Source organism: Micrococcus sp. KT16 (genome assembly GCF_003315015.1).
Lineage (GTDB): Bacteria > Actinomycetota > Actinomycetes > Actinomycetales > Micrococcaceae > Micrococcus > Micrococcus luteus.
Genome location: NZ_QNRG01000016.1, coordinates 1 through 26,601, shown reverse-complemented (window position 1 = coordinate 26,601; position 26,601 = coordinate 1). Strand labels below are relative to the sequence as shown.

Here is a 26,601-nt window from a genome sequence, read left to right as displayed (position 1 = left end):
AGCCTCGGGCCATGCGTCGCCCGTCCCGTTCCAGCACCGCCGACCCCGCCAGCACCGCCGCCCCTGCCCCCACCGCCACCCCCGCCTTCGCGCCGTCCGCCCGGTCTCAGGTGCCACCGTTCACGGTGATGAGCATCCTCGGCCGGGTCGCCGAACTCCGTGCCGCCGGCCACGACGTCGTCAGCCTGTGCGCGGGGGAGCCGGGCGGGGGCGCCCCGCCCGCCGTCGACGCCGCGGCCGCCGCCGTCCACGCCTCCGGCCGTGCCTTCACCTACACCCCGGCGCTGGGCCTGCCGGAGCTGCGGACCGCCGTCGCCGGCCACTACCGCCGCTGGTACGGGCTCGACGTGCGCCCCGAGCAGGTCGCGATCACCACGGGCTCCTCGGGGGCGTTCATGCTCGGCTTCCTCGCGGCGTTCCCCCCGGGGGACCGCGTGCTCCTGCCGCGCCCCGGCTATCCGGCGTACCGCAACATCCTCACGGCGCTCGGGGTGGAGGTGGTGGACGTGGACGTCGACGCCGGCACCCGCTACCAGCCCACGGTCGCCCACCTGGAGGCGGCGCTCGCGGAGGGCCCGGTCGCGGGGCTCGTGCTCGCCTCCCCGGCCAATCCCACGGGCACGATGGTCAGCGCCGACGAGCTCGCCGAGCTCGCCCGCTGGTGCGAGGAACGCGGTGTGCGGCTCGTCTCGGACGAGATCTACCACGGCATCGTGCACACGGACGGGGAGGGGCTCGGCGCCTGCGCATGGCGCACCTCCCGCACCGCGCTCGTGGTCAGCTCGTTCTCCAAGTACTGGGGCATGCCCGGCTGGCGGCTGGGCTGGATGCTCATGCCGGACGACCTCGCCGCCGCGGTCGACGGCCTCGCCGGCTCGGTCGCCCTCTGCCCGCCCGCCGCGGCCCAGGAGGCGGCCGTCCACGCGTTCAGCGAGGAGTCCTACGCGTTCTGTGCCGAGCAGGCCGGCGGCTTCACGGCGACGCGCGGCGTCGTGCTGGCCGCCCTGCCCCGGCTCGGCTGGGCCGACGCCGCCCCCGCCGACGGCGCCTTCTACCTCTGGGCCCGTCTCGCCCCGGGCATGCTGGCGGAGTTCGGCAGCGCCGTCGGCTACTGCGCCGCCCTGCTGGAGGAGGCCGGCGTCGCGCTGACCCCCGGCGACGACTTCGACGCCGTCCACGGGCCCGAGTCCGTCCGGCTCTCCTTCGCCGCCGGCCCGGACGCCGTCCACGAGGCGCTCGAGCGGATCGCCGCCTGGCATGCGGCGCGCGGCCTGGCCTGACGGGCTCCGCCGCGCGCCGCACCGCCCGACGCCTCAGCCGCCCGACCGGCGTGTCCGTGACGGCCCGGTCGCCGAGCAGTCGGGCGCGGTAGATCAGCGGGTTGTGGCTGACCAGCACCCGCGCATTGCGCCCATGCCGGTCCAGCCCGCGTGTGCGCAGGGTCGCGGAGGCCCCGCCCACCTCGAACAGGCGGGTCGCCGCGCGCTCGAGGGCGTCACGTGCCGGTTCCCGCGACGGGGGCGCGCCGTCGGCGCCGCCGGTATGACGGGCAGACGCCCCCCGCCGTATTGCGAACCATCCGCAACAGTCTTTATTGTGAATCAGTCGCATCTTTCCGCCCTCGTGAAAGGCTCCTCGTGTCCCACTCCGCCCCGCAGCGCCGTTCCGCGCGCACCGCCGCCCTCTCCGCCACCCTCGCCGCCGCGGCCATCGCCCTGACGGCGTGCGGCGCGGACGCCGCCCCGTCCGGGCCGACGTCGGCCCCCGCCCCCGCCGCGGACGGCGCCGAGTCGCCGTCGGGTGAGGCGAGGGCGGCCTCCTCCGTCTCCGAGGGGGACCGCGTCGACCCGACCCGGACCACCGAGGTCTCCGCGGTGACCCCGCGCATCCTGCTCTCCCACGAGGGCGGGCTCACGCTGCTCGACGCCGAGTCCGGGGAGGTGGTGAGGGAGCAGGACGTCCCGGGCTTCACGCGGCTGAGCAACGCCGGCAACGGCAAGGACGTCCTGGTGACCACCGGGAACGGCTGGGAGGTGTTCTCCACCGGCATCCAGGCCAAGGCCCACGGCGATCACGTCCACCACTACGAGTCCGCGCCCGGCATGACCGGCGTGACGTTCCCGGGTGAGCACCCCGGCCACGTCGTCACCCACAACGGCAGGACCACCCTCTTCGGGGACGGCACGGGCGCGATCCGGACCTTCGACTCGGCCCACCTGGACAAGGCGACCCCGGACCTCATGCCCGTCATGACGGAGGCCGAGACCGAGGACCCGCACCACGGCGTGGCGCTCGAGCTCTCCGACGGCACCCTCTTCACCACGCAGGGCACCGAGGACTCCCGCAACACGCTCCAGGTGATCGACCCGAAGACCAGCGAGGTCACGGCCGAGACCGACGACTGCCCCGGCAGCCACGGCGAGGCCGCGGCCCAGCCGACGGAGGCGGGCGACGTCGTCGTGATGGGATGCGAGAACGGGCCCGTCGTGTACCGGGACGGCGAGTTCCACAAGGTGGACGTCGAGACCGAGTATCAGCGCTCCGGGAACCTGTTCGGGCTGCATGACTCGCCCATCGTCCTGGGTGATCACAAGGTCGAGGAGGAGCCGGAGGAGGCCGTCGAGCGGCCCACGGCGATCGCCCTCATCGACACCCGCACCGATGAGCTCACCACCGTGGACCTCGGCTCCTCCTACTGGTTCCGCTCGCTCGGCCGCGCCGAGGACGGTTCCGCGGTCGTGCTGACCTACGACGGCGAGGTCACCGTGATCGACGAGGAGACCGGTGAGGTCACCGCCGAGTACCCGGTGATCGAGCCGTGGAAGGAGAAGGACGAGTGGCAGGAGCCCGGCCCGATCCTCAAGGTGGCCGGGAACACCGCCTACGTCACCGACGCGGAGGCCCAGAAGCTCGTGGCCGTCGACCTGGAGACCGGTGAGACCGTCCTGGAGAAGGACCTGGAGTTCGCCCCGGTCGAGATGGCCGTGGTCACCGGCGAGCCCGAGTCCGTGAAGCCCGAGGAGGGCGCTGATGCCGAGTCCGGCCACGACGAGCACGCCGACCACGATCACGGCCACGAGTCCGACGAGCACACCGACCACGATCACTGATCAGGTCGGGCCAGGGGAGCGGGGGTCAGCGCCGCGCGGCCGTGGCCCCCGCCGGCACCGGGTCCGACGCATCGGCGGGGTGTCCGAGGCGCGGGGCGGACGGCTGGAGCGCGAACACGAGCAGCGTGAGCGGGCCGACGAACGGCACCAGCCCGAGGAACAGCCACGCGCGGCTGAAGCCGGCGTCGTGGAGGCGCCGGGCGAGCAGGGCGAGCGAGGGGAGCGCGTGCGTGATCCCCACGAGGAGGACGGCCGCGTCGCGGAGGGACAGGTCCGGGGAGCCGAGGAGGAACACGTCCAGGACGGTGGACACGAAGTGAACGACGGCCTGCAGGAGCCACACGTAGAGCGCCGCGAGCCAGAAGTCGGCGCGGGACGCGCGCCCGCTGAACTGCGCGTAGCCGGCGTAGTAGCGGCGGATGGCCTGAAGCATGGTCATGGTCCGGCCCTCAGTCCTGCCGAGGGGACGCCAGCAGACCCTGTGCCGCGACGATCACGAGCATCGCAGCTCCCGCTTCGGCCGCCCCCGCGGGCCCGGCCACGGGATCGCCGAGAACCGCGACTACGGCACCGGCGAGCCCCAGCACGGCCATCGCCCCGCCGATCCACCAGAACACCGGGGCCTGGAATGCCCGGGCGAACGGGAGGAAGTGGCCGCCCACCACGGCGGCCACCAGGGCGATCTGCGCCGTCGGTGCGTCGAGCGCGAGTGCCACCAGGCGTGTCACGGGGAGGAGCGCCAGCATCGTGACGACGGCGATCCCGTAGACGCGCCGCGGGCGGGCGCCTGCACGGCGGGCAGCACCCGCCGGCGCAGCAGCACGACCACCAACGTGAAGCCGATCAGCGCGATCGCGCTGCCGCGCAGCGTGCCCTGGTGCTCGGCCGGCAGCCCCGCGATCCCGCCGAACAGGAAGGCGCCGCCGCCGACCACCCCGATCAGCCCGCCCCACACCACCGGGTGCCGGAGGTGGCCGATCCCGCGGACGGGCGGGTCGTCGTCGAAGTGGGCCGGCCGCATGGGGCGGGCCGTGGTCGTGTCCGTCATGGTTCCCCCTCGCATCACGTGTGACATGCGTCATCCTGCCATGACGGGTGGACGGGTCAGGCCCCCTGTGGACAGGCCCCGATGATCATCAGCGGGTGCTCCGCCGCGTCGAATGGGCGGCCGTGCCAGCCGCTCCAGACGCGGTCCACCGCCAGGTCCACCGACGCCGGCTCGATCAGCTCCGCCGTGCCCCGCCGCCACTCGACGCGGTCCCCGCCGGGGCGATCCCCGCGACGACGCGGGCGTCATCGTAGGCGCGGCGGTTCGTCTCGGCCGGGTCCAGATGCATGGACGGCACCGTATCTTGAAGATGACCGCATGCACCGCCAGCTGGACCACGAGGAGTTCGACCAGCGGCTCGAGGGCTGAGCCGCCGCGGTCTGCCGCGCTCACCCCACGAAGACGCAGAAGCGCCTGGCCGGCTGGGCGCAGGGCGTGTCTCCTCAGTGGGCACGCACCCATGGCGGCAGTTCAGTGCGTCATGCCTCTTGGCCGTGGCTGCTGTAGACCACGATCGGCGCTCTACTGGGATCGCGCGTCCTCTTCCACACGGTCATGCCAATTCGTTCGGCCACGCGACGGGAAGCCATGTTGTCGGGGTTGATGATCGCGGTGACCATCGTTGCGTCGAGGGTCTCGAACCCGTGTCGCAGGCAGGCAGAGGCCCCCTCGGTTGCCAGTCCCTGTCCCTGGCGTTCAGGCAGGACGTGGTAGCCGACCTCGAGGACCTCCTGGCCGTCGACGTTCTGCCAGGTCAGGCCGCAGTCACCGATGAAGTCGCCGGTGGTCCGGTGTTCGATGACCCACAGGCCGAACCCATGCTTGGCGTAGTTGTCCTTCGACCAGTTGATCCACCGCTGCACCTCGTTGCGCGACTTGGCCCGCGGGTAGTAGCGCATGACCTCCGCGTCTCCGCGGAGCCTGCACATGTCGTCGAGGTCAGCGTCGGTCATGCACCGGAACGTGAGTCGATCGGTGGGTTGCGGGATCACCCGACGACCTTACCGACGGCACTGAACCGGCTTCTTTGTCTTCGACATGTGCGTGAAACCACCCCCGCGGTCTGCCGCGCTCACCCCACGAAGACGCAGAAGGGGTGGCCGGCCGGGTCCGCGAACACGTACAGGGGCTCGTCCTCGTCGTCGGAGCGGTCCTGGACGAGGCGCCCGCCCAGGCGCAGGGCGTGGTCGTGGGCCGCGTCGAGGGAATCGCGGTCCGGCACGGTGAAATCCAGGTGCAGCTGCATCGGCACCTCGGGTGACGGCCACGTGCTGGGCTTCAGTTCGTCGGTGCGCTGGAATGTCAGGACGCGGCGGCCGTCGTCGTCCAGCAGCACGAGCCAGTCCGCGCTGTCCGGCTCGCGACCGTCCGCGAGCTCGTCGCCCGCGCGGTAGTGGAGGCCGAGGAGCTCGCGGTAGAACTCCGCGACGGAACGGATGTCGACGGCGTCGATCACCGGCTGCTGGAGCACGGGGCGAGTGACCATGGCCACACACTAAGCGACCTCGGTGTCCGCGTCAGCGTCTCGGCCTCAGTCGACGTCGTCGCGCCCCGCATCCACCCACCGCGCGGCCGGCACGACGGCGGCCAGCGAGACCACCGCCAGGACCTGCCACCCCGCGAGCGCCCAGCCGACCCCGAGCGCACCGCCTCGATCAGTGGCTGATCCCTCGCCGCCCATCCGGTGGCGGGGGATCAGCCGTGCGGTGGGCACGAGGCCACGGATGGGACCGAGACTTGCGGCGCTCCCGCTTGCGGTGGCCGTACCGGTGGCTGAGAGGCGAATGCGAAAAGCGTGACCGGCCCGATCTTCGGATCAGACACAGGAAGATCCAGGCGCGGTTGAAGTCAGCGTCGTGGAGCCGGCGTCGTAGCGCCGGATTGCGTCGCTGAAATGCAGGGCCTTGCCCTCAGCCCTGCCGCGACGGGCGGATGCGGCAGGCGCCCCTGTGAATGACCACCGATGTCGGTCAGCCGCCGCAGGATCCCACCCGCGGCGGCTGACCGACTGGCGTTCGTCTGTCAGAGTGCGATGGTCACGGACTTCACCTGGGTGTACAGCTCCAAGCTCTCCGCGCCCAGCTCCCGGCCCCAGCCGGACTGCCGAAAGCCACCGAACGGCAGCTGCGAGTCCAGGGCATGGAAGGTATTGACCCACACCGTGCCGGCCTTGAGCCGTGCGGCCACGCGGTGGGCACGGGAGACGTCCCGGGTCCACAGGGCGGCGGCGAGGCCGTATACCGAATCGTTCGCGGCGCGGATCACTTCGTCCTCGTCGGTGAACTTCACGGAGACGGCCACCGGGCCGAAGATCTCCTCGCGGACAATGGACATCTCCGGGGTGGTCTCCGTGAAGAGGGTGGGCTCCACGTAGAAGCCGGCGTCGCCGTGCCGCTGCCCGCCCGTCAGAGCGACGGCACCGTCCCGCTTGCCCTCCTCAACGAAGCCCATCACCCGGTCCAGCTGCTCCTGGGAGACCAGCGGGGTGATGGCGGCGTCCTCGGTGCCCGGACCGATGCTCATCTGGCGCATCTTCGCGGCGAGGGCCTCGTTGAACCGGTCGTAGACGTCGGCGTGCACGAACACGCGCGTGCCGGACTCGCAGGCCTGACCCGAGTTCAGGGTGAATCCCATGAGCGCCCCGTCCACGGCGGCGTCGATGTTGGCATCCGCGAACACGATGTTGGGGGACTTGCCTCCCAGCTCGAGCGACACCTTCTTCAAGTTTTCGGCCGCCGCCCCCACGATCTTCTTGCCCACCTCGGTGGAGCCGGTGAACGCGACCTTGTCCACGTCAGGGTGGGCGGTGAGCGCAGCACCGGCGTCGCCGTGGCCGGTGACGATGTTGACGACGCCAGCCGGCACGCCTGCCTCCGTCAACAGTTCGCCCAGCATCAGTGCTGTCAGCGGCGTCTGCTCCGCGGGCTTGAGGACCACGGTGTTGCCCGTGGCCAGTGCGGGGGCGATCTTCCAGGCCGCCATCAACAGCGGGAAGTTCCATGGGATGATCTGACCGCACACGCCCACGGGCTCGCGCCGTGTGTAGGAGTGAAACTCGGCCTCGGGCGGGGCCAGCAGCATGGATGGAGCATTGACGGCCCCCTGCAGCTTCGAGGGCCAGCCCGCGTAGTAACGGAAGCAGTCCGCAGCGGCGCGGACGTCAAAGGCGCTGGCGATGCCCACGCCTTTGCCCTGGTCGAGGGACTCCAGGAGCGCGAAGTCCTCGAGGCGTTCGGTGATCAGGTTGGAGATCCGCCACAGCAGGTCCTCGCGTACATTCGGCCGCATCCGCACCCATGAGCCCTCGTCGAAGGCGGCACGGGCCGCGGCGACGGCGGCGTCGATGTCGGCCTGCTCGGCGTGCGCCACCGTGGCGAGCACCTCGCCGGTGGCAGGATCCCGGGTCTCGAAGGTCTTCCCGGACGCCGCGTCGACCCATTCACCGCCGATCAGGAGGCGGTGGGGGCGGTCCAGGAAGGCGCGTACTCGCGCGGTCATAGGGGAGTTCGATGTCTCAGTCATGGTGCGTCCTAGGAGTCGTGAGATGGGGAGTGGGGCATCAGAACGAGGTGATGACGGAACGGATCACCTCGCCGTTGAGGAGCCGCTCGTACCCGGTATTGATCTCATCGAGGGAGATCTCCTGGGAGACCATGTGGTCCAGATCCATACGTCCCTGGACGTACAGGTCGGCGTACAGCGGGATGTCGCGCTGGATGTTGGAGGAGCCCATGGCCACCGCCTGCAGGCGTCGCTGTGCGAACAGCGAATCGAGCGAGGCGCCGAACTGGGCCGTGGTCCCGGGCGGGGCAATGCCGATCAGGTACGCGGTTCCGCCAGGTCCGAGAACGTCCTGGGCGAGTTGCTGGGTCACTGGCAACCCGATGGCCTCGAACGCGTGGTCCACTCCGGTGCCCGTGATCCCGAGGACCGCCTCGACGGCGTCCCCGGAGCCCGAGTTGACCACGTCGGTGGCGCCGAACCGGCGGGCCGCCTCAAGCTTGGAGTCGTCCAGGTCGATCGCGATCACGCGCTTGGCGCCGCATAGACGGGCACCGCTCACGGCATTGAGGCCGATGCCACCGACGCCCACGACGGCCACCGTGTCACCGGGCCGTACGTGGGCCGTGTTGATGGCCGCGCCAGCACCGGTGACGACCGAGCAACCGATGAGCGCGGCCTGCGGGAAGGGGATGTCCTCGTTGACAACGGCTAGCTGGTTCTCATGGACGAGTACCTGCTCGGCGAATCCGCCCACGTTGACGGACTGGGCGACGGGCGTGCCGTCCTGAAGTGTGAGGCGTGGCTTCTCCTCCGGCCCCCGCACCACAGCCTCCTGATTCAGGCACAGGGTGGTCTGGCCCGCGAGACACCGCGCGCAGGCCCCGCAGTAGGCGATCAGACAGGCGACGACGCGGTCGCCCGGCTTCAGGCTTGTCACGCTGGGGCCGACCGCGGCGACGACACCGGAGATCTCATGCCCTCCGGCGGCGGGCAGGGGCAGGCCGAAGTCGTGGTCGATGAGGTGCAGGTCCGAGTGGCACAGGCCGGAGGCCTTCACGTCCACCAAGACCTCCCGCCCCACCGGGTCGTCGATCACCACATCATGGATCTCGAACTTGCCCCCGACCTTCATTGCGAGCGCTGCGCGCATAATCGTTCTCCATTCACTAGGGTCGATTCCTGTCGCCTGAATATGACCTAGATCACATGTGGCAGAGTCAGGCTATGACCGGTGCCGTAGGGGCGGGGTGTGCAGTTCTGCGACACCCGCGGCGGCGGTGGCCCATCCTGACGGCGGGGGTCCTGGTGATGTGCGGACGGGCGGCCTAGGCTTCTCGACCGTGATGTGCATCTCAGAGTGGCCGCACGGGCGGGCATAACCGTCATGGTGTCGAATCGCCTCGAGACGGAATCCGGCTGGCGGCGGTCCCGGTTGCACGGGGTGCGCGCAGACGACACGCTGACCACTGCCACTCTCGACGTGCGGGCACGCGCGGCGGCACTCGACCATGCGGTCGCCACCACCCTGGCCGACGTGGCGCGTGATTTCGCCGGCCTTGACCTCTTCCTCTTTGCCTCCGACCGCAGCGGACGACTGATCCGCCTCGTGGGGCCATGGAAATCGGCGTTGGGGGAGCAGATTCGGCGGCGGGGGCTGGATGTGGGGGTCTGCCTGGCCGAGGAGGCGGCGGGGTTCAACGGGATCGGCGCCGCCCTTGAGCTGGGCCGAGGCGTCGCCGTCGACGGGGAGGAGCACTATCTCGACGCGTTCCGGGCCTTCTCCTGCTTCGGGGTGCCCCTCGCGCATCCGGGCGTCGGGCGCGTCCATGGGGCGCTCAGCGTGGTGACGTTCGCCGGGGCGACGCCGACGCTCGTGGAGGGCCTGGCCCGGCACCTCGGACGACAGATTGAGCAGGCGCTAGGCGCGGCCACGTACGCAGACGAGTTGCGGCTTCTGACGGAGTTCCGCCGCCTCACCCGGGGCCGGGGTAGTGCCGTGGTGGGCGTGGGTGAGGAGTCGATCCTCCTGAATGCCGCGGCGGAGCGGTTGGTGCGGTGTCTCGACGGATCGGAGCTGCGGGCCCTGGCGGTGCGAGCGCGGCGGGGGGAGCTCGACGGTGGCGATGTGGGCGTGGCGGGGGGCTTCAGCGTCGCGGACGTGTCCGAGGCGTCTGGCATGACCCTGATGCGGTTGGAGAGGGCCGCGACGGAAACCACGCCGCGTCCCACGCCGGGGGCGGGGCGCGGGACCTGGGCTCCGGCCGTCGAAGCGGCCCGCGAGGCACGGGGCTCGGTGAGCGTGATCGGGGAGCCCGGCTCCGGCCGCACGGCGGCCGCCCGGAGGATCGCTGGCCCCGACGCCGTCATACTCGAGGTCGGCCGCGCCCAGACCCCCGAGGACACGACCTGGCTACGGGGGCTCGAGGCCCTCGTGCGGCGGCCCGGCCCGCCGGTGGTGGTTGACGACGTCGACGCGCTGGAACCTCGGCTCTTGCCAGGACTGAGACGAGCCCTCCGACAGGGGCGGTGCCGGATTGTCATGACCGCCCAGGTGCAGCCGACGACCGATGTCTCGGCCGTGCTCGCGTTGACGGAGCATCGCGTCCAGCTCTCGCCGCTGCGCCGTCGGCTCGCCGAGTTCCCGGCGTTGCTGGCGGCTATGGCGGCCCAGGTGCACGGCGCCTCGGCGCCGATGTTCTCCCCGGAGGCCGTGCGCGTCCTGGCGCAGCAGCACTGGCCGGGCAACCTGGTCGAGCTGGAGTACGTCGTGGGCCGTGTTGGGCGGAGGGCTGGGGGCGGCCGTGTGACGGTGGCTGAGCTGCCCGCATCACACCGTGGGGAAGGGACTGTCCCCCTCCTGGGCCTCGAACGGGCCGAGCGGGAGGCGATCATCGACGCATTGGAGTCGGCCGGCGGCAATAAGGTGCGGGCCGCCGCCGCGCTCGGGGTGAGCCGGGCGACGCTCTACCGCCGCCTGCGCACCCTGCGCATCACGCAGGAAGGCTGAGCGGGGCCAGCCGGGTGCCGGGCTGGACGCGCGGCGGGGTGGTCCCGCGCCGGGCCGACGTTCTCTACGCGGGTCGTCCTTATTCCGGACGGCCCGCGCAAGGAGCATCGGTCGCGCGGATTCAGCGCTCAGCCGTCCTCGGCCCGAGATGTCGCGCGGCCGGCACGACGGCGGCCAGCGAGACCACCGCCAGGACCTGCCACCCCGCGAGCGCCCAGCCGACCCCGAGCGTCGCCCCGAGCGCACCTCCCGCGAGGGTCGCCAGCGGCACGGAGCCCCGGGTGAGGGTGCGGCGCATCGCGGTGACCCGCCCGAGCGTGCCCTCGGGGCAGGCGCGGGCGGTCACGGCAGCCTGGGTGATGTTCCCGAGCAGGACCATGAACCCCCAGAGGGCGGCGCCGGCCAGCAGCCACGGCCCGGCATGAGCGCGGTCGGCGTAGGCCAGCAGGTGCAGCCCCACGGCCACGGCGCAGCCGACCGAGCCGAGGAGGATGCACCGGCGCTCGCCCAGGCGGTCGATGGCCCGGCCCGCCAGGGACGAGGCCGTCAGTGCCCCGACCGCGCCCGCGGTGATCTGGATGCCCAGGAACTCCGGCCCGAGCCGCAGGTCGGTCAGGATCCAGACCGCCTCGACCGGGGCGAAGAGGGCCATGCCCACATTGGCGGCCACCGACCCCATCGTCAGCAGCCACAGGACCGGGGTGCGCCGCAGGACCGTCCACCCCTCCGCGGCGTCCTTCCCGAACCGGGCCCAGCGGGAGAGGACGTCCGCGACGCCGGGGTCCCCGTCGTCGTCCGGGACGTCCGCCGCGGCGGAGGGCCGCAACCGCACCCGGAGCGCGACGATCGCCGCCGCGAAGAGGAACGCCGTCGCGATGCCGAGCACGGGCCCTGCGCCCAGCGACCCGACGAGGACGCCCGCCGCGGCGGGCACGATCAACACGAGGGCGGCGTCGGCGGACTCGAGCCGCGCCGTCAGGCGGGCGACGGCGGTGGCCGGCACGACGCGCGGCACGAGCGCGGTCTGGGTGGTCTCGGCCAGCACCGTGAGCACGCCCAGCAGGGTCATGACGGCGGCGAGGTGGCCGAACGTGAGCGCGTCGAGCGCCCACGCCACGACGAGCGAGCCGAGCACCGCCGCCTTGGCGAGTCCGGTGGCCGCGAGCAGCCGCGGGCTGAGGTGTCGGTCCACCACGATGCCGATGGGCACGCCGAGCAGGAGGAATCCCAACCCGGAGAGCGTCATCAGCACGCCCATGCCGTCGGCGCCCACGCCGAGCAGGAGCACCGCCAGGACGTCCAGGGCGACGTCCGTGGCGGACCGGCCACCCGCGTCGAGGGCGTTGGAGGCGACCAGCCACCGCGCCCGTCCTTCCGGCAGCGGGGGCGTCCCAGTGTCAGAGCCGCGGGGGGCAGGCGTCTGGCGACGCGGGTCCGTGCTCACCGCCACACGTGGAGCAGGTAGCCGTAGCTCAGTGATGTCGCTGCGGGGTGCTCGGCGAGCCACGCGTCGGCGACCCCTCGCTCGAACTCCAGCCGCAGGACGGCCTCGAGGTCGGCGCGGGAGTCGAAGGTCCACGAGCTCATGACCTCGCGGGTCTCGGCCCCGATGCCGGCCCACCACTCGCGGGCGTACGTGTCCTGGCCCTGCGCCGCGGCGTTCGTGCTCGCCCGCAGCAGCTCGGCGAACTGGCCGCGCTCGGTGTCGTTGTCGATCACCACGAGCGCGCCGCCGGGCCGCAGCACCCGGGTGACCTCGTCCAGGCCGGGCCGGACGTCCCAGCGCGGGTGCGGGAAGAAGTACGCGAACCGGGCGTGCACGACGTCGACGCTCGCCTCCGGCAGCGGGATCTGCTCGGCCGAGCCGTAGAGCACGCGCGCCCCGCCGGGGCGGGCGCGGGCGGCCCCCAGCAGGCGCGCGTCCGGCTCGACGGCGATCGTCTCGGCCGCGTCGGCGTAGCGGGGCAGCCAGAAGCCGGTGCCCGCACCGAGGTCGAGCAGCGTCCGCCCGGTCCAGGGCGCCGCCTCCTGCAGTGCCGCCCAGAGGGCGCCCTCGCGGTCCATGGCCGCGTTCTCGATCTCGTACAGCGCCGGGTCCACGCCCTGGTTGCCCGAGGGCCGGAAGTCGGGCAGGTCCGTGGCCGGTCCGCCCGGTGTGCTCTGTGTCATGTCCGGGAGTCTGACACACACCCCCCTCCACGCCAGTCCGTCACACGGGTCTGCCTCGGCCCGCCGCGCCCCGGAGAGGCTCCGGCCGGTCCTGGATGGCGCGGTGGCGGCTCATATGACGCGCGAGCCGGCCGTCCGCTGGACTCGCGGCGGCCCGCCGCGTGGGATGGGCTCACCACCCATCCAGAGCGGCCGAGAGATCTGGCTCGACGACGCCGCAGCAACCCGCCCGCCGCACCCGGACCCCCGGGAACGGCAGGCCCGGTGCTACCGCCAGGACCGATGGAGGAGAGCAGATGCCCCGTCACGCCACACAGCAAGTCCACGCCGGCTACGAGCCCGCCGCACCCCACCGGCCGGTCGTCCCGCCCATCCACCAGACCACGGCGTTCCGTTTCCCGGACCACGCCACGGCGGCATCGATGTTCCGGCTCGAGACCCCCGGCTTCACCTACAGCCGCACGGGCAACCCGACCGTCGCGGTGTTCGAGAACCGCCTCGCCGCACTGGAGGGCGGCATCGGCGCGATCGCCACGGCCACCGGCCAGGCCGCCGTCGCGCTGTCCCTGCTGGCGCTGCTGCAGGGCGGCAAGCACCTGGTCGCCTCCAGCCAGCTCTACGGCGGCACCGTGGACCTGCTGACGGACACGTTCGCGGACTTCGGCATCGAGGTCACCTTCGCGGACCCGGCGGACCCGCCCGCGTGGGCCGCAGCGGTCCGGCCCGACACCCGCGCGTTCTTCCTCGAGGCCATCACCAACCCGCTCGCCACCCTCCCGGACCTGCCCGCGCTCGCGGACCTCGCCCACGCGGCCGGTGTGCCCGTGGTGGTGGACAGCACCCTCGCGACGCCGGCCCTCTACCGGCCGCTGGAGCACGGCGCCGACGTCGTCGTGCACTCGGCCACCAAGTTCCTCGGCGGGCACGGCGCGGTGCTCGGCGGCGCGATCGTGGACGGCGGCACGTTCGACTACGGCGCGGCGCCGGACCGGTGGCCGCAGCTGGCCCGGCCCAAGGCCCGCTACGGCGGGCAGACGCTGGTCGAGCGGCACGGCCGCGGCGCCTACCTGACGCTGGCCCGCAGCAAGTTCCTGCACGACCTCGGCCCCACCCTCGCCGCCGCGAGCGCGGCGCAGTTCATCCAGGGGCTCGAGACGCTCGACCTGCGCGTGGCCCGCCACACCGCCACCGCCCTGGCCGTGGCCGAACACCTGGCCGGGCACCCCGCCGTCGCCCGGGTGCACCACCCCGGCGTGGCCGGGCATCCCAGCGCGGCGCTGGCCGCCCGTGACTTCCCGGACGGCGTCGGCTCGGTGTTCTCCTTCGACCTGGCCTGCGGCCCCGAGGCCGTGGCCCCGTTCCTCGACGCGCTCGAGCTGTTCCAGCTGGTGGTCAACGTCGGCGACGCCCGGTCCCTCGTCTCCCACCCGGCGACCATGACGCACTGTCGCCTGACGCGGCAGCAGCGCGAGGACGCCGGGATCGCCGAGACCACCGTCCGGCTCTCCATCGGGCTGGAGTGTCCCGACGACCTGATCGCGGACCTGGACCGTGCCCTGGCCGTGGTGACCGCCGCCGGGCCGGCCGTCCCCGCCACCACGCCCGCCGTCCCCGAGACCGCCGCCGTCACCCAGGAGGTGCGCTGAGATGACCGCTGTCCACCACACCACCCGCTCCGTCTCCCGTCCCGCCGTCCGCGGCTTCACCACCACCGCCGTGCACGCCGGCCAGGAGCCCGACCCGCTGACCGGCGCCGTGGTGCCGCCGATCTACCAGACCAGCACCTTCGTACAGGACGGCATCAACGTGCTGCGCGCTGGGCATGAGTACAGCCGCGGCTCCAACCCGACCCGGAACGGCTTCGAGACCCAGCTCGCCGCCCTCGAGCACGGCGATCGGGCGTTCGCGTTCGCCTCCGGGCTCGCCGCCGAGGACGCCCTCCTGCGGGCCGTGCTGCGCCCCGGCGACCACATCGTGCTGGGCGGCGACGGCTACGGCGGCACCCACCGCCTCATCACCACCGTCCTCGAGCCGTGGGGCGTGTCCAACACCCCCGTGGACATCACCGACCCGACGGCGGTCGCCGCGGCCGTCCGCCCCGGCCGCACCGCGCTGCTGTGGGTGGAGACGCCCTCCAACCCGCTGCTCGGCATCGCGGACCTGGCCGCCTGGGCGCAGATCGCCCACGACGCCGGCGCGCTGCTGGTCGTGGACAACACGTTCGCCTCGCCCTACCTCCAGCGGCCCCTCGACCTCGGCGCGGACGTGGTGGTGCACTCCACCACCAAGTACATCGGCGGGCACTCGGACGTGCTCGGCGGCGCCGTGGTGGTGGCCGACCGCGAGTTCCGCGGCCGGGCGCTGGCCGAGGCGGTGGCCTACCAGCAGTTCGCCGCCGGTGCGGTCGCCGGCCCGCAGGACTCCTACCTCGCCGCCCGCGGCCTCAAGACGCTCGGCCTGCGCATGGACCGGCACGGCGCCAACGCCGCCGCGCTCGCGGGCTGGCTGCAGGGCCGCCCCGAGGTCGCCCAGGTCTTCTACCCCGGGCTGCCCGACCACCCGGGCCATGCACTCGCCGCGCGGCAGATGGACGGCTTCGGCGGGATCGTCTCCATCCGGTTGGCTGGGGGAGAGGCCGCGGCCCGCGCGTTCGCCGAGGCCACCGAGCTGTTCGCGCTCTCGGTCAGCCTCGGCGGGGTCGAATCGCTGCTCTGCTACTCCTCCGAGATGACCCACGCCTCCGTGCGGGGCACGCCCCTGGCCGTCCCCACGGACCTGGTCCGGCTCTCCGTCGGCATCGAGGACGTGGCCGACCTGCAGGCGGACCTCGAGGCCGGCCTCGAGTGCGCCGCACGCGTCGCCGCCGGCCGCGGGGCGCCGTCGTCGTCCGCGGTGCCCCGTCCCGCCACCGCCCACCACCGCACCACCCGTGTTCGCACCCCGGAGAGGACCCGATGAGCCACGCCACCCTTGTCCCGAGCACCGTTCCCACCCGCGTGGACGACCTGACGTTCAGCATCCACACCACGCCGTTCGACGAGGACTACACGCCCGCCGCCAGCACGCGCGCCACCACGAACTTCGCGAACCTCGCCCGCGGTGCGGACCGGCGGGAGAACCTGCGCGCCGCCCTGGCCATGATCGACGGGCGCCTCAACGACCTCGCCCCCTGGGACAACCCGGAGCGGGACCGCTACACGGCACGGATCGAGATCGTCTCGATCGACGTGCACTTCACCGCCGACGACGGCGCGGACGTCGACTTCCCGCTCATGGAGATGCTCGACGTGCGGGTGGTCGAGCGTGCGACGGGCGCCGTGCTCGGCCGCAGTGTGGGGAACAACTTCTCCTCCTACGTCCGCGACCACGACTTCTCCGTGGTGCTGCCCGCGCACGCGGTGACGTCGCCGGGGACCGAGGAGCCCGACGGCTTCGGCGACCTGCACGGGCGGCTGTTCCGGCACCTGCTGGACTCGCAGGCGTACCGGGAGCGGTTCCCGCAGCCGCCCGTGATCTGCATCAGCGTGTCCACGAGCCGCACCTACCGGCGGCTGACGAACGAGCACCCGGTGCTCGGGGTCGAGTACCGCCAGGACGAAGCCTCCCGCACGGACCGCTACTTCGGCCGGATGGGCCTGGGGATCCGGTGCTTCCTGCCGCGCGGGGCCGTGGCGCCGCTGGCGTTCTACTCGCGGGGCGACCTGCTCAACGACCACGCGAACCTCTCCCTGGCCGGGCTGATCGCCACCATGGAGACCTTCCAGCGGATCTACCGGCCGGAGATCTACAACGCGAACGCCGGGGCCGGCGAGGTCTACCGGCCGCGCCTGGACCACGGCGACTTCTCGCAGACCCGGATCGCCTACGACCGCGAGGAGCGGGCCCGCCTCGGCCGGGAGCAGGGGGAGTACACGCAGGAGCACTTCGTGGGCCCGCACCGCGACCTGCTGGAGCGCTGGGCCGCCGCCCACGCCGCACGAGACACCGAGGAGACCCGATGACCACCCTGATCCCCACCGCCCTCGTCGGCAGCCTGCCGAAGCCCGGCTGGCTCGCCGAGGAGGAGACGCTCTGGTCGCCCTGGAAGCTCGAGGGGGAGCAGCTGCGCGAGGGCAAGCTCGACGCGCTCGCCCTCGCCGTGGCCGATCAGGAGCGTGCGGGCATCGACATCGTCTGCGACGGCGAGCAGACCCGCCAGCACTTCGTCACCACGTTCATCGAGCACCTCGGCGGTGTGGACTTCGACCGGCGGGAGACGGTGCGGATCCGCGACCGGTACGACGCGAGTGTGCCGACCGTCGTCGGGGAGGTGGGCCGGCCGGCGCCGGTGTTCGTGGACGACGCGAAGGCTCTGCGCGCCCGGACGGACCGGCCCATCAAGTGGACCCTGCCCGGGCCGATGACCATGATCGACACCCTCGCCGACCGCCACTACGGCAGCCGCGAGAAGCTCGCGTGGGAGTTCGCGCGCATCCTCAACGAGGAGGCGCGGGAGCTGGCGGCGGTGGGCGTCGACGTCGTGCAGTTCGACGAGCCCGCGTTCAACGTGTTCTTCGACGACGTCCGCGACTGGGGCGTGGCGACGCTCGAGCGTGCGGCCGAGGGCCTGACGTGTGAGACGGCCGTGCACATCTGTTACGGCTACGGGATCAAGGCGAACAACGACTGGAAGGCCACGCTCGGGGAGGAGTGGCGCCAGTACGAGACGTCGTTCCCGCTGCTGCGCGAGTCCACGATCGACACGATCGCCCTGGAGCGGCACCACTCCCGGGTGCCGGCGGAGCTCATCGGCCTGCTGCGCGGCAAGAAGGTGATGGTCGGCGCGATCGACGTGGCGAGCGACGAGATCGAGACGCCCGAGGAGGTCGCGGCGACCCTCCGGGAGACCCTCGAGTTCGTGGACGCGGACAAGCTGATCGCGAGCACCAACTGCGGCATGGCGCCGCTGGCTCGCTCCGTGGCGCGGGACAAGACCGCCGCGCTCGTGGCCGGCGCGCGGATCCTCCGGGAGGAGCTGGGCGGGGAGTGAGGGGGGCCTGATGGCCTTGCCTGGCCGGCGGGGCCCCGTCAGGATCGTCTGCATGGATCCTGATGCGAGCCCCCGTGTCCGGCTCACCGCTGACGATCCCCGGCCGGGCAGTCGTCCCGCGACGTCGACCGAGGGGCCCCACCGACAGCTTGATCAGCGATCATCGCCGGAGCTGTGGGGCCGTCTGGTCGCTGCGGTGTTCGCCCTCGACGGCGTCGAGGAGGGCCACAGCACCGTCTCGCCAGCAACGTCGCGCGCCCTCCACCTGACAGGCCGGCCGGAGGAGCGCACCCCGGAGGTCAACCTCTCACCAGGCCGGCGCTGGGAGCCGGTGCACCTGCATGGGGTGGACGACACGTCAGTGCACCTCGTCCTGGCGCCCGAGCGCGGCGTCCGTCTGGCCGAGCTCGGATGGCTCGAACCGCATGGCTACGCGGACTTCGGCACGGAGTGGATGCTCTACGGTCCGCGGGACGAGGCAGAGCTGGCCGTCGTCGTCGGGATCATCGAGGAGTCGCTCGCCTACGCGCGCGGTTGACGCAGCGCCCCGGAGCGGGGAAGCGGACGCGAGAGGAAACTGCGAATTTTTCGTTTTCGCGGGTAGTCTTGTTCCATGACTGCGACGGTGAATGACAAGCACACGGTGCTGCCGCCGACGGACCTCGAGGAGATGCTCGACGTCGGCAGGTTCCTCGACGGCCTGACGCAGCCGGCCGCCCTGGTCGGCCCTGATGGGCAGAAGGTCCCCCTGCCGCCAGAGGCTTTCAACGTCCTGCGGGACGTCGTCGAGGCGATGCGGGTGGGCAAGGCCATCACGGTGGCACCCGTCGACCAGCTGCTCACGACACAGGAGGCGGCGAACTTCCTCGGCATCAGTCGTCCCACGCTGGTGAGGCTGCTCGAGGAGGGCGCGTTGCCGTACGAGAGGACGACCGGTGGTCGGCACCGACGCATCCGGCTCCAAGACGTCGTGTCCTATCAGCAGCGGAAGCGCGGGGAGCGGCGTGCCTCGCTGAGCGACCTCGTAGGGGAGGCCTCGTCTGCGGGGCTCTACGACCAGAAGGCGGAGTCCTACCGCGAGGCGTTGCGTCAGGCTCGCGCCGACCTCCGGGGTGAGCGCGGGTAGTGGCGCGCTTCAGCGCGGTGCTCGACGCGTGCGTCCTCGTGCCCATCGCCCAAGCGGACACCTTGCTGCATCTGGCCGAGGCGGGCCTCTATCGGCCGGTATGGAGCGGGCGGATCCTCGACGAGACGGTGCGCGCACTGGAAGCGATGCATCCAGACATGCGTGCGTCGGGGGCGGCGCGTCACCGTGCCGGGGTCATGGACGCCGCCTTCGACGACGCGCGGGTCGAGGGGTGGGAGCAGCTCGTGCCCGGGATTGATCTTCCGGACCCCGATGATCGGCATGTGGTCGCCGCCGCGATCCAGGGACGTGCTGACCTGATCGTCACGGCGAATCTGAAGGACTTCCCGCGGGAGGTCGTTGAGTCCTTCGACATCGAGGTGCAGAGTCCGGATGAGTTTTTCATGAACCAGCTCGACCTGGACCCGGCTCGAGTGATGACGGCCCTCGCAGCCCAAGCGGGCGCGACACGGAATCCTCCGTTGACCGTCAGGGACGTCCTTGAGCGGCTGGTGCCGTGCGGTGCACCCCTGTTCGCGGAGGCCGCACGAGCCCAGCTCTGGCGGGTCGACGTTGAGCGACCTTGATTCAGCCCGACGCCAGAACCGGCGTCTGTCGGCTCACCCCCACACGCCGGAACCGGCGATGAGCCGGACCGCGAGCACCGCCATGACCACCGCGATCACCACGTCCACCACGCGCCACGCCTTCGGGTCGGCGAGCACCCGGGCCAGCAGGCGCGCGCCGTAGCCGAGCGCGGTGAACCACAGGACCGAGGCGGCGACGGCGCCGGCGGCGAAGACCCACCGCGCGTCGGGACCGTGCTGGTTGGCGAGGCTGCCCAGCAGCACCACGGTGTCCAGGTAGACGTGCGGGTTGAGCCAGGTCAGCGCGAGCGTGGTGGCGATGACCGAACCCGCGGTGCGCGGCGCCTGCTCGGCGACGAGCCCCTGCGGGCGCAGCGCGGCACGCAGGGAGGAGACCGCGAACCAGAGCAGGTACAGGGCGCCGCCCCAGCGCAGCACCTCGAGCAGCCACGGCACGGCCTGCACGAGCGCACCCACCCCGGCGGTCCCGGCCAGGATCAGCACGGCGTCCGAGGCCATGCACACCAGCACGACGGCGCCCACATGCTCCCGGCGCACGCCCTGGCGGAGCACGAAGGCGTTCTGGGCGCCGATGGCGACGATGAGGGCGAGTCCGGTGAGCAGGCCGGTGCCGGCGAGGGTCCACATGGGTGAGGACGCTAGGGCCCGGCCGGGCCTGAGCCAAACGAAGAGAACTGCAGGTGCCTAAGCTCTGCTTCATGAACCTTGATCAGCTGCAGGCGCTGCGTGCGATCGCGGACGAGGGCTCGTTCGAGGCGGCCGCGTACGAGCTCGGCGTCAGCGCCTCGGCGGTCAGCCAGCGCATCCGCGCCCTGGAGCGGGAGGTGGGCCAGGTGCTGCTCCGGCGCGGCACACCCTGCGAGCCGACTGAGGCCGGCGTCGGCCTGGTGCGCGTGGCCCGGCACATGCGGGTGCTCGAACAGGAGGCGTGGGCCGGGCTGGGCCGCACGGCGGCCGGGCGCAGCGTCACCTCCCTGGCCGTGCCCGCCGACGTGCTGGGCACGTGGTTCGGGCCCGTCCTGGCCGAGGCCGCCGACTGGGACGACACGGTCCTGGACCTGCACGTCGAGGACCAGGACCACAGCGCCCGGCTGCTGCGCCGGGGCGAGGTGCTGGCCGCCGTCACCACGGAGCCGCAGCCGGTGCAGGGGTGTGCGGCGGAGCCGCTGGGGAGCATGCGCTACGTCCCGCTCGCCTCGCCCGCCCTGCGCGCCCGGCACGCGGCGGGCGACGTCGTCGACCTCGGCGCGATGCCCATGATGCGCTACAACGCGAAGGACGACCTGCAGCGCCTCGCGCTGAGCGGCGCCGGGCTGGACGTCGCCCCGCCCACGCACCTGGCGCCGTCGTTCGACGGGTTCCACCGGTCCGTCCGGGCCGGCCTGGGGTGGGGGATGCTCGTGGACGCCCAGGCCGTCGAGGACGTGCGCGCCGGCCGGCTGGTCCGCGTGCCCGGGCTCGACGACGTCCTCGTGCCCCTGTACTGGCAGGCGGCCACACTGCCCGTGACGCGCCTGGTGCGGCTCACGCGGGCGGTGCGGGAGGCGGCCCAGCGGACGCTCGAGCGGGGGTGAGGCGGCACCAAGGGGCGCGGGCCGTCAGCGACGTCGCAGCGGTGCCGGCGCCTCCATGGAGGCCTCGACCAGCACCGGCCGGAAGCCCAGTGCCTCGTTGACGTCGAGCATGTGCCGGTTCTCCTCGGCGTTCCACGTGATGATCGCGCGGGCCCCGGGCAGCGCGTCGCGGACGGCGATGAGGTTCGCCGCCTTCACGCGCATGCCGAGGCGGCGGCCGCGGTGCTCGGGCAGCACGATGGTGTCCCACTGGTCGATCAGCCCGTCCGGGCGCGAGCGGGGCGCCACCAGCTCGCTCAGGGCGACGATCCGACCGGTGGCACGGTGCCGCGCCACCGCGCGGAAGAGCCGCCCGGTCGTGAGGATCTGCTCGTCCATGCGACGCACGCGGGCCGCATCCCAGACCTGCTCCACCACGGTGCGTTCCCCGGACGGCACGTCCGTGGCCATGCGGGCCTTGAGGACGGCGACGTCGTCCTGCAGGGACGCGTCGGCCGCGCCCTCCCAGGCGTGGAGCTCGTAGTCCGACGAGACGCGTTCGGCCTCGGCCAGGGCGACGGCGGGGTCGATCCCCGGATCGGCGAAGTCATACCGGCTCACCCGCTCGATCTGGGCGAGCGCGAAGCCGTAGGACTGGGCGAGACGCACACCCGGATGCTCGGCGGGCACCGCGCCGGCGCCGTTGGGCGGGGTGAGCGCCCGTTGCCCGGCCACCGGCGGCGGCGTCAGCGGCCAGGTCTCGAAACGGGTGAGGCCGGCGGTGTCCAGGACGAGCCGCTCGGCCAGTGCCCGGCCGTGGCCGCGTCCGCGGTGCCGCGGGTGGACGTAGACGTTGAGGGCGGCCGCGTCAGGGTCGTCGACGTGGTTGATCAGGACACGGGCGTAGCCGACCGCCTCGCCGTCGACGTACGCCAGGTAGCGGCGCAGCGTGTGGTCGGTCTCGGCGGCGGCCTGGATGAGCGCGTCCGTGGGGGTCTCGTCCCACTCGGTCGTGCCGATCAGCTCGTGGTTGTACTCGTCTCCGAGGCGGCAGTAGGCCCGCCAGTGGGGGTCGTCCGACGAGGCGGGCAGGGGAAATTCGATGATGTCAGGCATGCGGTGACTGCTTTCTGCAGAAAGGGGTGGGCGCAGAGGCACCCGTCGAGCCGTGCTCGAGACGGGCGCGCGAGGAGGGCCGGTGGTGGGTTGTCGGGCCCAACGGGGTCACTGCTGCTGCATCATGGGGTGAACTGTGTCACGACGCGGATCGGTGGGCAAGGGCCTTTGTCGTCGAGATGCGACCCAGATTTCACCTGACGCGCGGGGAACTCTTCGCATATCGGGCGGGATCCGATCGGCGTGAAAACTGGGTGTCCAGGTGGGCGCCCCCGCGCGCCCCGAGGCTCGCCAGAAACGTACGGGCGGCTGCCGCTCTGGCGGGTTGATTGTGGCGAGTCATGTGGCGGGCGGACAGGGCCGGAGGTGGTGCACACGGCGCATGGCGGGACCCCTCGCCACAAACGACCGGTTGTGCCGCATCTGCCTAGCTGCTCTGGAGGTGCATCCCAATCCGTAGCGCCGTCACGGTTGCTTCCGGGCTTGTCGAGGTCGAAGACGGGGGCAGGTGGATTGACACCTGATCGTCGCGGTGACGAGGGATCACGTGCAGGTGAATATGGGGCACGTCCTGTTCGGCTTCAACGCCGTCTGATAGGTGCAGGTTCACCGCGGGAGCCAGGGTCCTACGGATGACGCCGGCCACTCGCGTAGCGAGGGCGAACATCTCGGCGCCCTCCTCGGGCAGGAGGTCGGAGAGTGTGGGGACATGGCGCCGAGGGATGATGAGGCAGTGACCGTCTGCGACCGGATGGAGGTCGAGGAAGACGAGCGAAAGCGCACCTTCGGTGACCACATGGGCGGGGGTGCGCCGCTCGGCGACTTCGCAGAAGGGGCAGGAGATTCCCATCGTCCGACTATAGGAGGGCCTGCACCGCCGGGAGGAGAGATGCGTGAGCTGGCGAGCCAACTGGCGTGGACCTCGCCCGCCCCAAACGACCATTTGTGCGGTTTCGCTCGCCAGGTGTCGGGCGCGGAGGGGTCAGGCTGGGCGGCGGGCGATAACGGTGAAGGTGTGCCAATGCTTGATGCCGTCGAACGCACGCCCTTCTTCGTTGCGTTCGTTCAGTTCGATCACCTCCAAAGTGTCGAGGAGTTCGTCCACCTCTTTCCCGGTGAGGTAGGTGCCCAGGTCCGAGGCCCAGGTGTCATCGGAGCCGAAGAGATCGACCGCCAGGATCCCGTCTGGCAGCAGGGCGTGCTTGATCCGGTCCCACACCGAGGTGAAGCGTGCGCGAGGGATGAATGGCAGAGAGGCATTGGCCAGGATCAGGTCGGCGTGCGGGAGGGGATCCCACTCCTCGATGAGGCCCGTCCGGTGTTCGAGGATGCCGAGCGAGGTGAGTTCATTCATGTGCTTTTCGACGCTCGAGTCGACGTCGATGGTGTGGACGCTCAAACCCTCCTGGAGAAGGCGCCGGGTCTCAATGCCGGCGCCGCTTCCCAGCTCGACAGCGCGCAGACCTGCGAGGTTCTGGTGGGTGGCCCGCAGTGCTGTGAGCGCCCGGTCGGTGAGAGGGCGTACGGCCGAGGTGCCTGCCCGCGCGGCGTTGTAGGAGGCCCAATCGCTGGAACTTGTGGGAGTGGCTGGCATGGCCTGAGTATCTCGATCTGGGCACGTAGGGGGAAGAGGATGCGACGAGCGATGGTGTGTCGCGGCTTCCCCATGGCGAGAGTTGCGGCGAGGATCGGGCCCGCCGCAAACGACCGAATCTGCCTATCCCACGGGGCGGAATCCGAGCCGCTGGTAAATCCTCATGGCCGCATCGGAGGTGCCCTGTCCGAAGCGCAGACTCAGAGTGTGGTCACCGGCGTCGCAGCAGGTTGCGATGGCGTGTTGGACCAGAGCCCGCCCGATCCCCTTCCCGCGTGCGTGGGGATCAATGAAGAGGTCGATGATGAACGGACCAGTGAGGTGTTCGTCCCAGATCGAGTGGGTGACCACCATGATGGCTCCGGCGAGACGGCCACCCACCCACGCTGTAGTGCTCGCATCGGCGCGCAGCTTTCCGTAGTCACCGCGGAAGGTCGCGTTCATCTCCTCGCACGCCTCGTCTAGATCGGAGGCAGCGACGTCGGGTGGGTAGCTCATGAGATAGCACTGGGCCAGATCGTCGGCCATCCCAGCGTCCAATCCTCGAAAGTCGAGTCCTCCAGGGAGCTGGCCAGCAGGATAGAGCTGCGGCAAGTGAAGAGTCAGAAGGTCAGTGGGCACAGTTGTTCCTCTCGTGATGGTGGGGTGTTCAGCGCGATGCCGTCAGAGAGTGAACATGGCTCGGAAGATAGCAGTGCAGAGGCGCAGTGGAGAGAGGGCGAGACGCTCGGAGTGTGAGGGGCTGCTCTCGTGCTCGTGGAAGCGCAGCCACAAACGACCGGTTGTACTGCGTGCCGCTGGGAGTCACCTACCCGCCGCATCCGCAGGCGGAGGATGGCGAAAGCGCTCACCCCCCGAGTGGTGCTGGCGTCCATGACCCAGGTGGTGAGCGATGCAGTTCTGGCGTGGGCCAGCACTAACGCGGGTCGGTCAGACCCGCGTAGCGTCGATGATGTCCGGCGTGGAGCCCCTCGGGCTTCCACGCATCCGACATGATCGAGGGGAGTCCTCTCTTGTATATCCACAAGCAGAAGCTTCAGCACGTCTCCAGTCCTGAGAAGCCCGACGCGGTCTACGCCCGCAAGCTGCAGGAGGTGATCGGCGGGCAGTACGGTGAGATCACCGTGGCCATGCAGTACAGCTTCCAGGCCTGGAACGCCCACATTCCGGGCAAGTACCGGGACCTGCTCTTCAGCACGGCGGCCGAGGAGTTCGGTCACGTCGAGATGCTCGCCACCATGGTGGCCCAGCTGCTGGAGAAGGCCCCGGTGGGGATCACCACCGACGCCATCCAGGATGACCCGGCCGTGGCCGCCGTCATCGGGGGTACCGACCTGCAGCAGGCCATCGTGGCCGGTGCCGGTGCTCGCCCCGTGGACAGCATGGGGAATCCGTGGACGGCGGCCTACGTCACCGCCAGCGGCAACCTGTTGGCGGACATGACCGCCAACCTCAACGCCGAGATGCAGGGCCGCACCCAGGTGGCCCGGCTCTACCACATGACCGATGACCCGGGCATCCGGGAGCTGCTGTCCTTCCTTCTGGCCCGGGACACGATGCACCAGAACCAGTGGGCGGCGGCTGTGAAGGAGCTGCAGGAGGACGGCCTGGAGGAGATGCCGGTGCCGAGCAACTTCCCGCAGAAGAAGGAGGCCACGGAGCACTCGTACACGCACTACGAATTCTCTGACGGTCAGGCCACTGCGCAGGGTTCGTGGGCTGCAGGCCCCACCCCGGACGGCAAGGGCGAGTTCTCCTACTCGTCCGAGCCGCCGGCGGGGGTCCCCATGCCCCCGCCCACCCACCCGGACTCCCGTTTCTACGGGACCACGGAGGTGCCCAACCGCGTCGAGAAGCTGGCGGGCACGGTGCAGGACAAGCTGCACCGCGAGTGACCCGACCTTCCCGATGAGGGAGTGCACGGGCCCGTCTGCTCCAGCAGGCGGGCCCGTGTCGTCTGTCCCTGTACGGGTCCGCATCTACCTGGCAAGCGCCGTGGCGAGAATGTGCCTCGCCATTCTTGAGGGGATGCGGGCGCTTCGGACAGGGCTGCGTGGTCGCACGGAGTGTTCTTGACCCACGTCCACGCGGGTATACCCCTTTACACGCCCTGCCCTGTGGCTTCGTTCGCTTGGTGGCGGGGTTTTTGCAGCGCTCCGTGGCGGTCTTGTTGCCGCGATCACGCAGGACTGGCTGCAGGTAGGTGTCGCGGTCTGAACCGAGAGGGGTGCGCCCGGTCGGGGCCGTTTGGATCGCTGCCGCTACGTCAGAGTCCGAAGGCTCCGCCGCTGACGAGGATCACGATGCCGAGGCCGATGAGAACGATGGGGAAGAGGATGTTCTCCCAGCGTTCGAGCACTTCGGCGATCGGGGGGCGGGTGGCGACGAACTTTGCCAGGGCCACCAGGACCGCGACGAGCGCGAGGAAGACGATGCAGTAGGCGACTACTGCGAGAGGTTCCACGCTGAGGAAGACAGGGGTGTAGACGCCGATGTTGTCGCCGCCGTTGGCAAGGGTGACGCCTGCGACTGTCCACACGCCGACCTTCTTGCCGGCAACCTTGGCCTCGTCGTCATCGTCGTCATCGTCTCCGCGCCAGGCCTGCCATGCGGCCCAGAGGCCGAGGCCCAGAGGGATGAGGCCGAAGTACGGGATGGCTGCCGAGGGCAGGAATGCTCCGGCGCCGATGGTCACCAGGACCGCGGCACCGAGGATGCCGGCGAATCCGAGGTACTG

General features: G+C 71.4%; 28 protein-coding genes and 1 pseudogene. 12 read left to right on the top strand and 17 right to left on the bottom strand.

Going from position 1 to position 26,601, the window contains the following annotated elements:
• Positions 1-11: 11 nt before the first annotated feature.
• A complete protein-coding gene (locus DE149_RS10495) occupies positions 12-1,280 on the top strand; it encodes an aminotransferase class I/II-fold pyridoxal phosphate-dependent enzyme (RefSeq protein ID WP_036314917.1) in 1,269 nt (422 codons plus the stop codon).
• Positions 1,281-1,323: 43 nt separating this feature from the next.
• On the opposite strand, the pseudogene DE149_RS11875 reads toward DE149_RS10495, so the two are convergent.
• Positions 1,324-1,494, bottom strand: a pseudogene (locus DE149_RS11875) (acyl-CoA dehydrogenase); the annotation flags it as partial.
• Between the two features lie 143 nt (positions 1,495-1,637).
• Here DE149_RS11875 and DE149_RS10485 point away from each other — a divergent pair.
• A complete protein-coding gene (locus tag DE149_RS10485) occupies positions 1,638-3,110 on the top strand; it encodes a PQQ-binding-like beta-propeller repeat protein (RefSeq protein WP_020626548.1) in 1,473 nt (490 codons plus the stop codon).
• Between the two features lie 25 nt (positions 3,111-3,135).
• On the opposite strand, the gene DE149_RS10480 is transcribed toward DE149_RS10485, so the two are convergent.
• The 8 genes from DE149_RS10480 to DE149_RS10450 all read right to left on the bottom strand — a co-directional run bounded on the left by DE149_RS10480 (position 3,136) and on the right by DE149_RS10450 (position 8,812).
• Entirely contained in the window at positions 3,136-3,549 is a 414-nt protein-coding gene (locus DE149_RS10480) for a DUF805 domain-containing protein (protein WP_020626549.1), read from the bottom strand.
• Between the two features lie 10 nt (positions 3,550-3,559).
• Positions 3,560-3,826, bottom strand: coding sequence for a hypothetical protein (locus DE149_RS10475; RefSeq protein ID WP_230278152.1), 267 nt, complete (start codon positions 3,824-3,826; stop codon positions 3,560-3,562).
• Between the two features lie 8 nt (positions 3,827-3,834).
• Positions 3,835-4,158, bottom strand: a complete 324-nt coding sequence (locus DE149_RS10470) for a hypothetical protein (RefSeq protein WP_020626551.1) — start codon at positions 4,156-4,158, stop codon at positions 3,835-3,837.
• A 479-nt stretch (positions 4,159-4,637) separates the two neighbouring features.
• Positions 4,638-5,150, bottom strand: coding sequence for a GNAT family N-acetyltransferase (locus tag DE149_RS10465; protein WP_020626554.1), 513 nt, complete (start codon positions 5,148-5,150; stop codon positions 4,638-4,640).
• 80 nt (positions 5,151-5,230) lie between these two features.
• The gene (locus DE149_RS10460; RefSeq protein WP_036314920.1) at positions 5,231-5,644 is read right to left on the bottom strand and encodes a VOC family protein; all 414 of its coding nucleotides are present in this window, start codon (positions 5,642-5,644) and stop codon (positions 5,231-5,233) included.
• Positions 5,645-5,689: 45 nt separating this feature from the next.
• The gene (locus DE149_RS11605; RefSeq protein ID WP_020626556.1) at positions 5,690-5,872 is read right to left on the bottom strand and encodes a hypothetical protein; all 183 of its coding nucleotides are present in this window, start codon (positions 5,870-5,872) and stop codon (positions 5,690-5,692) included.
• Positions 5,873-6,180: 308 nt separating this feature from the next.
• The gene (locus DE149_RS10455; RefSeq protein ID WP_036314923.1) at positions 6,181-7,680 is read right to left on the bottom strand and encodes an aldehyde dehydrogenase family protein; all 1,500 of its coding nucleotides are present in this window, start codon (positions 7,678-7,680) and stop codon (positions 6,181-6,183) included.
• A gap of 37 nt (positions 7,681-7,717) precedes the next feature.
• Complete coding sequence (locus DE149_RS10450; protein ID WP_020626558.1) at positions 7,718-8,812, bottom strand: alcohol dehydrogenase catalytic domain-containing protein; 1,095 nt, start codon at positions 8,810-8,812, stop codon at positions 7,718-7,720.
• Between the two features lie 234 nt (positions 8,813-9,046).
• Here DE149_RS10450 and DE149_RS10445 point away from each other — a divergent pair, with 234 nt between their 5' ends.
• A complete protein-coding gene (locus tag DE149_RS10445) occupies positions 9,047-10,669 on the top strand; it encodes a helix-turn-helix domain-containing protein (RefSeq protein ID WP_069941395.1) in 1,623 nt (540 codons plus the stop codon).
• 121 nt (positions 10,670-10,790) lie between these two features.
• Here the strand turns inward: DE149_RS10445 and DE149_RS10440 are convergent, their stop codons facing one another.
• Positions 10,791-12,113 (bottom strand): MFS transporter, encoded by a 1,323-nt coding sequence (locus tag DE149_RS10440; protein ID WP_233490739.1) that lies wholly within the window; start codon positions 12,111-12,113, stop codon positions 10,791-10,793.
• Positions 12,110-12,838: a class I SAM-dependent methyltransferase gene (locus DE149_RS10435; protein WP_036314929.1), complete on the bottom strand. Its 729-nt coding sequence runs from the start codon at positions 12,836-12,838 to the stop codon at positions 12,110-12,112. Before DE149_RS10435 ends, DE149_RS10440 begins: the two co-directional genes overlap by 4 nt.
• Positions 12,839-13,134: 296 nt before the next feature.
• Between DE149_RS10435 and DE149_RS10430 the strand changes: the two genes are divergently transcribed.
• From DE149_RS10430 to DE149_RS10400, 7 genes are all read left to right on the top strand, one after another.
• On the top strand, positions 13,135-14,484 hold the full coding sequence (locus tag DE149_RS10430) for an O-acetylhomoserine aminocarboxypropyltransferase/cysteine synthase family protein (RefSeq protein ID WP_036314933.1): 1,350 nt from the start codon (positions 13,135-13,137) through the stop codon (positions 14,482-14,484).
• 1 nt (position 14,485) lies between these two features.
• Complete coding sequence (locus DE149_RS10425) at positions 14,486-15,796, top strand: cystathionine gamma-synthase (RefSeq protein ID WP_113914444.1); 1,311 nt, start codon at positions 14,486-14,488, stop codon at positions 15,794-15,796.
• Positions 15,793-16,839 (top strand): putative oxygenase MesX, encoded by a 1,047-nt coding sequence (locus DE149_RS10420; protein WP_113914443.1) that lies wholly within the window; start codon positions 15,793-15,795, stop codon positions 16,837-16,839. Before DE149_RS10425 ends, DE149_RS10420 begins: the two co-directional genes overlap by 4 nt.
• Positions 16,836-17,867 (top strand): methionine synthase, encoded by a 1,032-nt coding sequence (locus DE149_RS10415; protein WP_036314939.1) that lies wholly within the window; start codon positions 16,836-16,838, stop codon positions 17,865-17,867. Before DE149_RS10420 ends, DE149_RS10415 begins: the two co-directional genes overlap by 4 nt.
• Before the next feature lie 196 nt (positions 17,868-18,063).
• Positions 18,064-18,405, top strand: coding sequence for a luciferase family protein (locus DE149_RS10410; protein WP_036314941.1), 342 nt, complete (start codon positions 18,064-18,066; stop codon positions 18,403-18,405).
• Between the two features lie 75 nt (positions 18,406-18,480).
• Positions 18,481-18,993: a helix-turn-helix domain-containing protein gene (locus tag DE149_RS10405; RefSeq protein WP_036314943.1), complete on the top strand. Its 513-nt coding sequence runs from the start codon at positions 18,481-18,483 to the stop codon at positions 18,991-18,993.
• Positions 18,993-19,580: a PIN domain-containing protein gene (locus DE149_RS10400; RefSeq protein ID WP_036314945.1), complete on the top strand. Its 588-nt coding sequence runs from the start codon at positions 18,993-18,995 to the stop codon at positions 19,578-19,580. Before DE149_RS10405 ends, DE149_RS10400 begins: the two co-directional genes overlap by 1 nt.
• Before the next feature lie 33 nt (positions 19,581-19,613).
• On the opposite strand, the gene lysE is transcribed toward DE149_RS10400, so the two are convergent.
• Positions 19,614-20,228, bottom strand: a complete 615-nt coding sequence (gene lysE / locus DE149_RS10395) for an L-lysine exporter (protein WP_036314948.1) — start codon at positions 20,226-20,228, stop codon at positions 19,614-19,616.
• A gap of 71 nt (positions 20,229-20,299) precedes the next feature.
• Between lysE and DE149_RS10390 the strand changes: the two genes are divergently transcribed.
• Positions 20,300-21,175, top strand: a complete 876-nt coding sequence (locus DE149_RS10390) for an ArgP/LysG family DNA-binding transcriptional regulator (protein ID WP_036314951.1) — start codon at positions 20,300-20,302, stop codon at positions 21,173-21,175.
• Positions 21,176-21,199: 24 nt separating this feature from the next.
• Here DE149_RS10390 and DE149_RS10385 read toward each other — a convergent pair whose 3' ends face one another.
• From DE149_RS10385 to DE149_RS10370, 4 genes are all read right to left on the bottom strand, one after another.
• Positions 21,200-22,270 carry a GNAT family N-acetyltransferase gene (locus DE149_RS10385; protein WP_113914442.1) on the bottom strand — a complete coding sequence of 357 codons (1,071 nt, stop codon included), beginning with the start codon at positions 22,268-22,270 and terminating at the stop codon, positions 21,200-21,202.
• 427 nt (positions 22,271-22,697) lie between these two features.
• Entirely contained in the window at positions 22,698-23,120 is a 423-nt protein-coding gene (locus tag DE149_RS10380; RefSeq protein WP_070708679.1) for an HIT family protein, read from the bottom strand.
• Between the two features lie 132 nt (positions 23,121-23,252).
• Positions 23,253-23,864: a trans-aconitate 2-methyltransferase gene (locus tag DE149_RS10375; protein ID WP_102708788.1), complete on the bottom strand. Its 612-nt coding sequence runs from the start codon at positions 23,862-23,864 to the stop codon at positions 23,253-23,255.
• A gap of 123 nt (positions 23,865-23,987) precedes the next feature.
• Positions 23,988-24,392 carry a GNAT family N-acetyltransferase gene (locus DE149_RS10370; RefSeq protein ID WP_102708789.1) on the bottom strand — a complete coding sequence of 135 codons (405 nt, stop codon included), beginning with the start codon at positions 24,390-24,392 and terminating at the stop codon, positions 23,988-23,990.
• A gap of 485 nt (positions 24,393-24,877) precedes the next feature.
• Between DE149_RS10370 and DE149_RS10365 the strand changes: the two genes are divergently transcribed.
• Positions 24,878-25,759 carry a manganese catalase family protein gene (locus DE149_RS10365; protein ID WP_113914441.1) on the top strand — a complete coding sequence of 294 codons (882 nt, stop codon included), beginning with the start codon at positions 24,878-24,880 and terminating at the stop codon, positions 25,757-25,759.
• Between the two features lie 371 nt (positions 25,760-26,130).
• Here DE149_RS10365 and DE149_RS10360 read toward each other — a convergent pair.
• Positions 26,131-26,601: cadmium resistance transporter (locus DE149_RS10360; RefSeq protein WP_113914440.1), on the bottom strand; the 471-nt coding region annotated here is incomplete at its 5' end.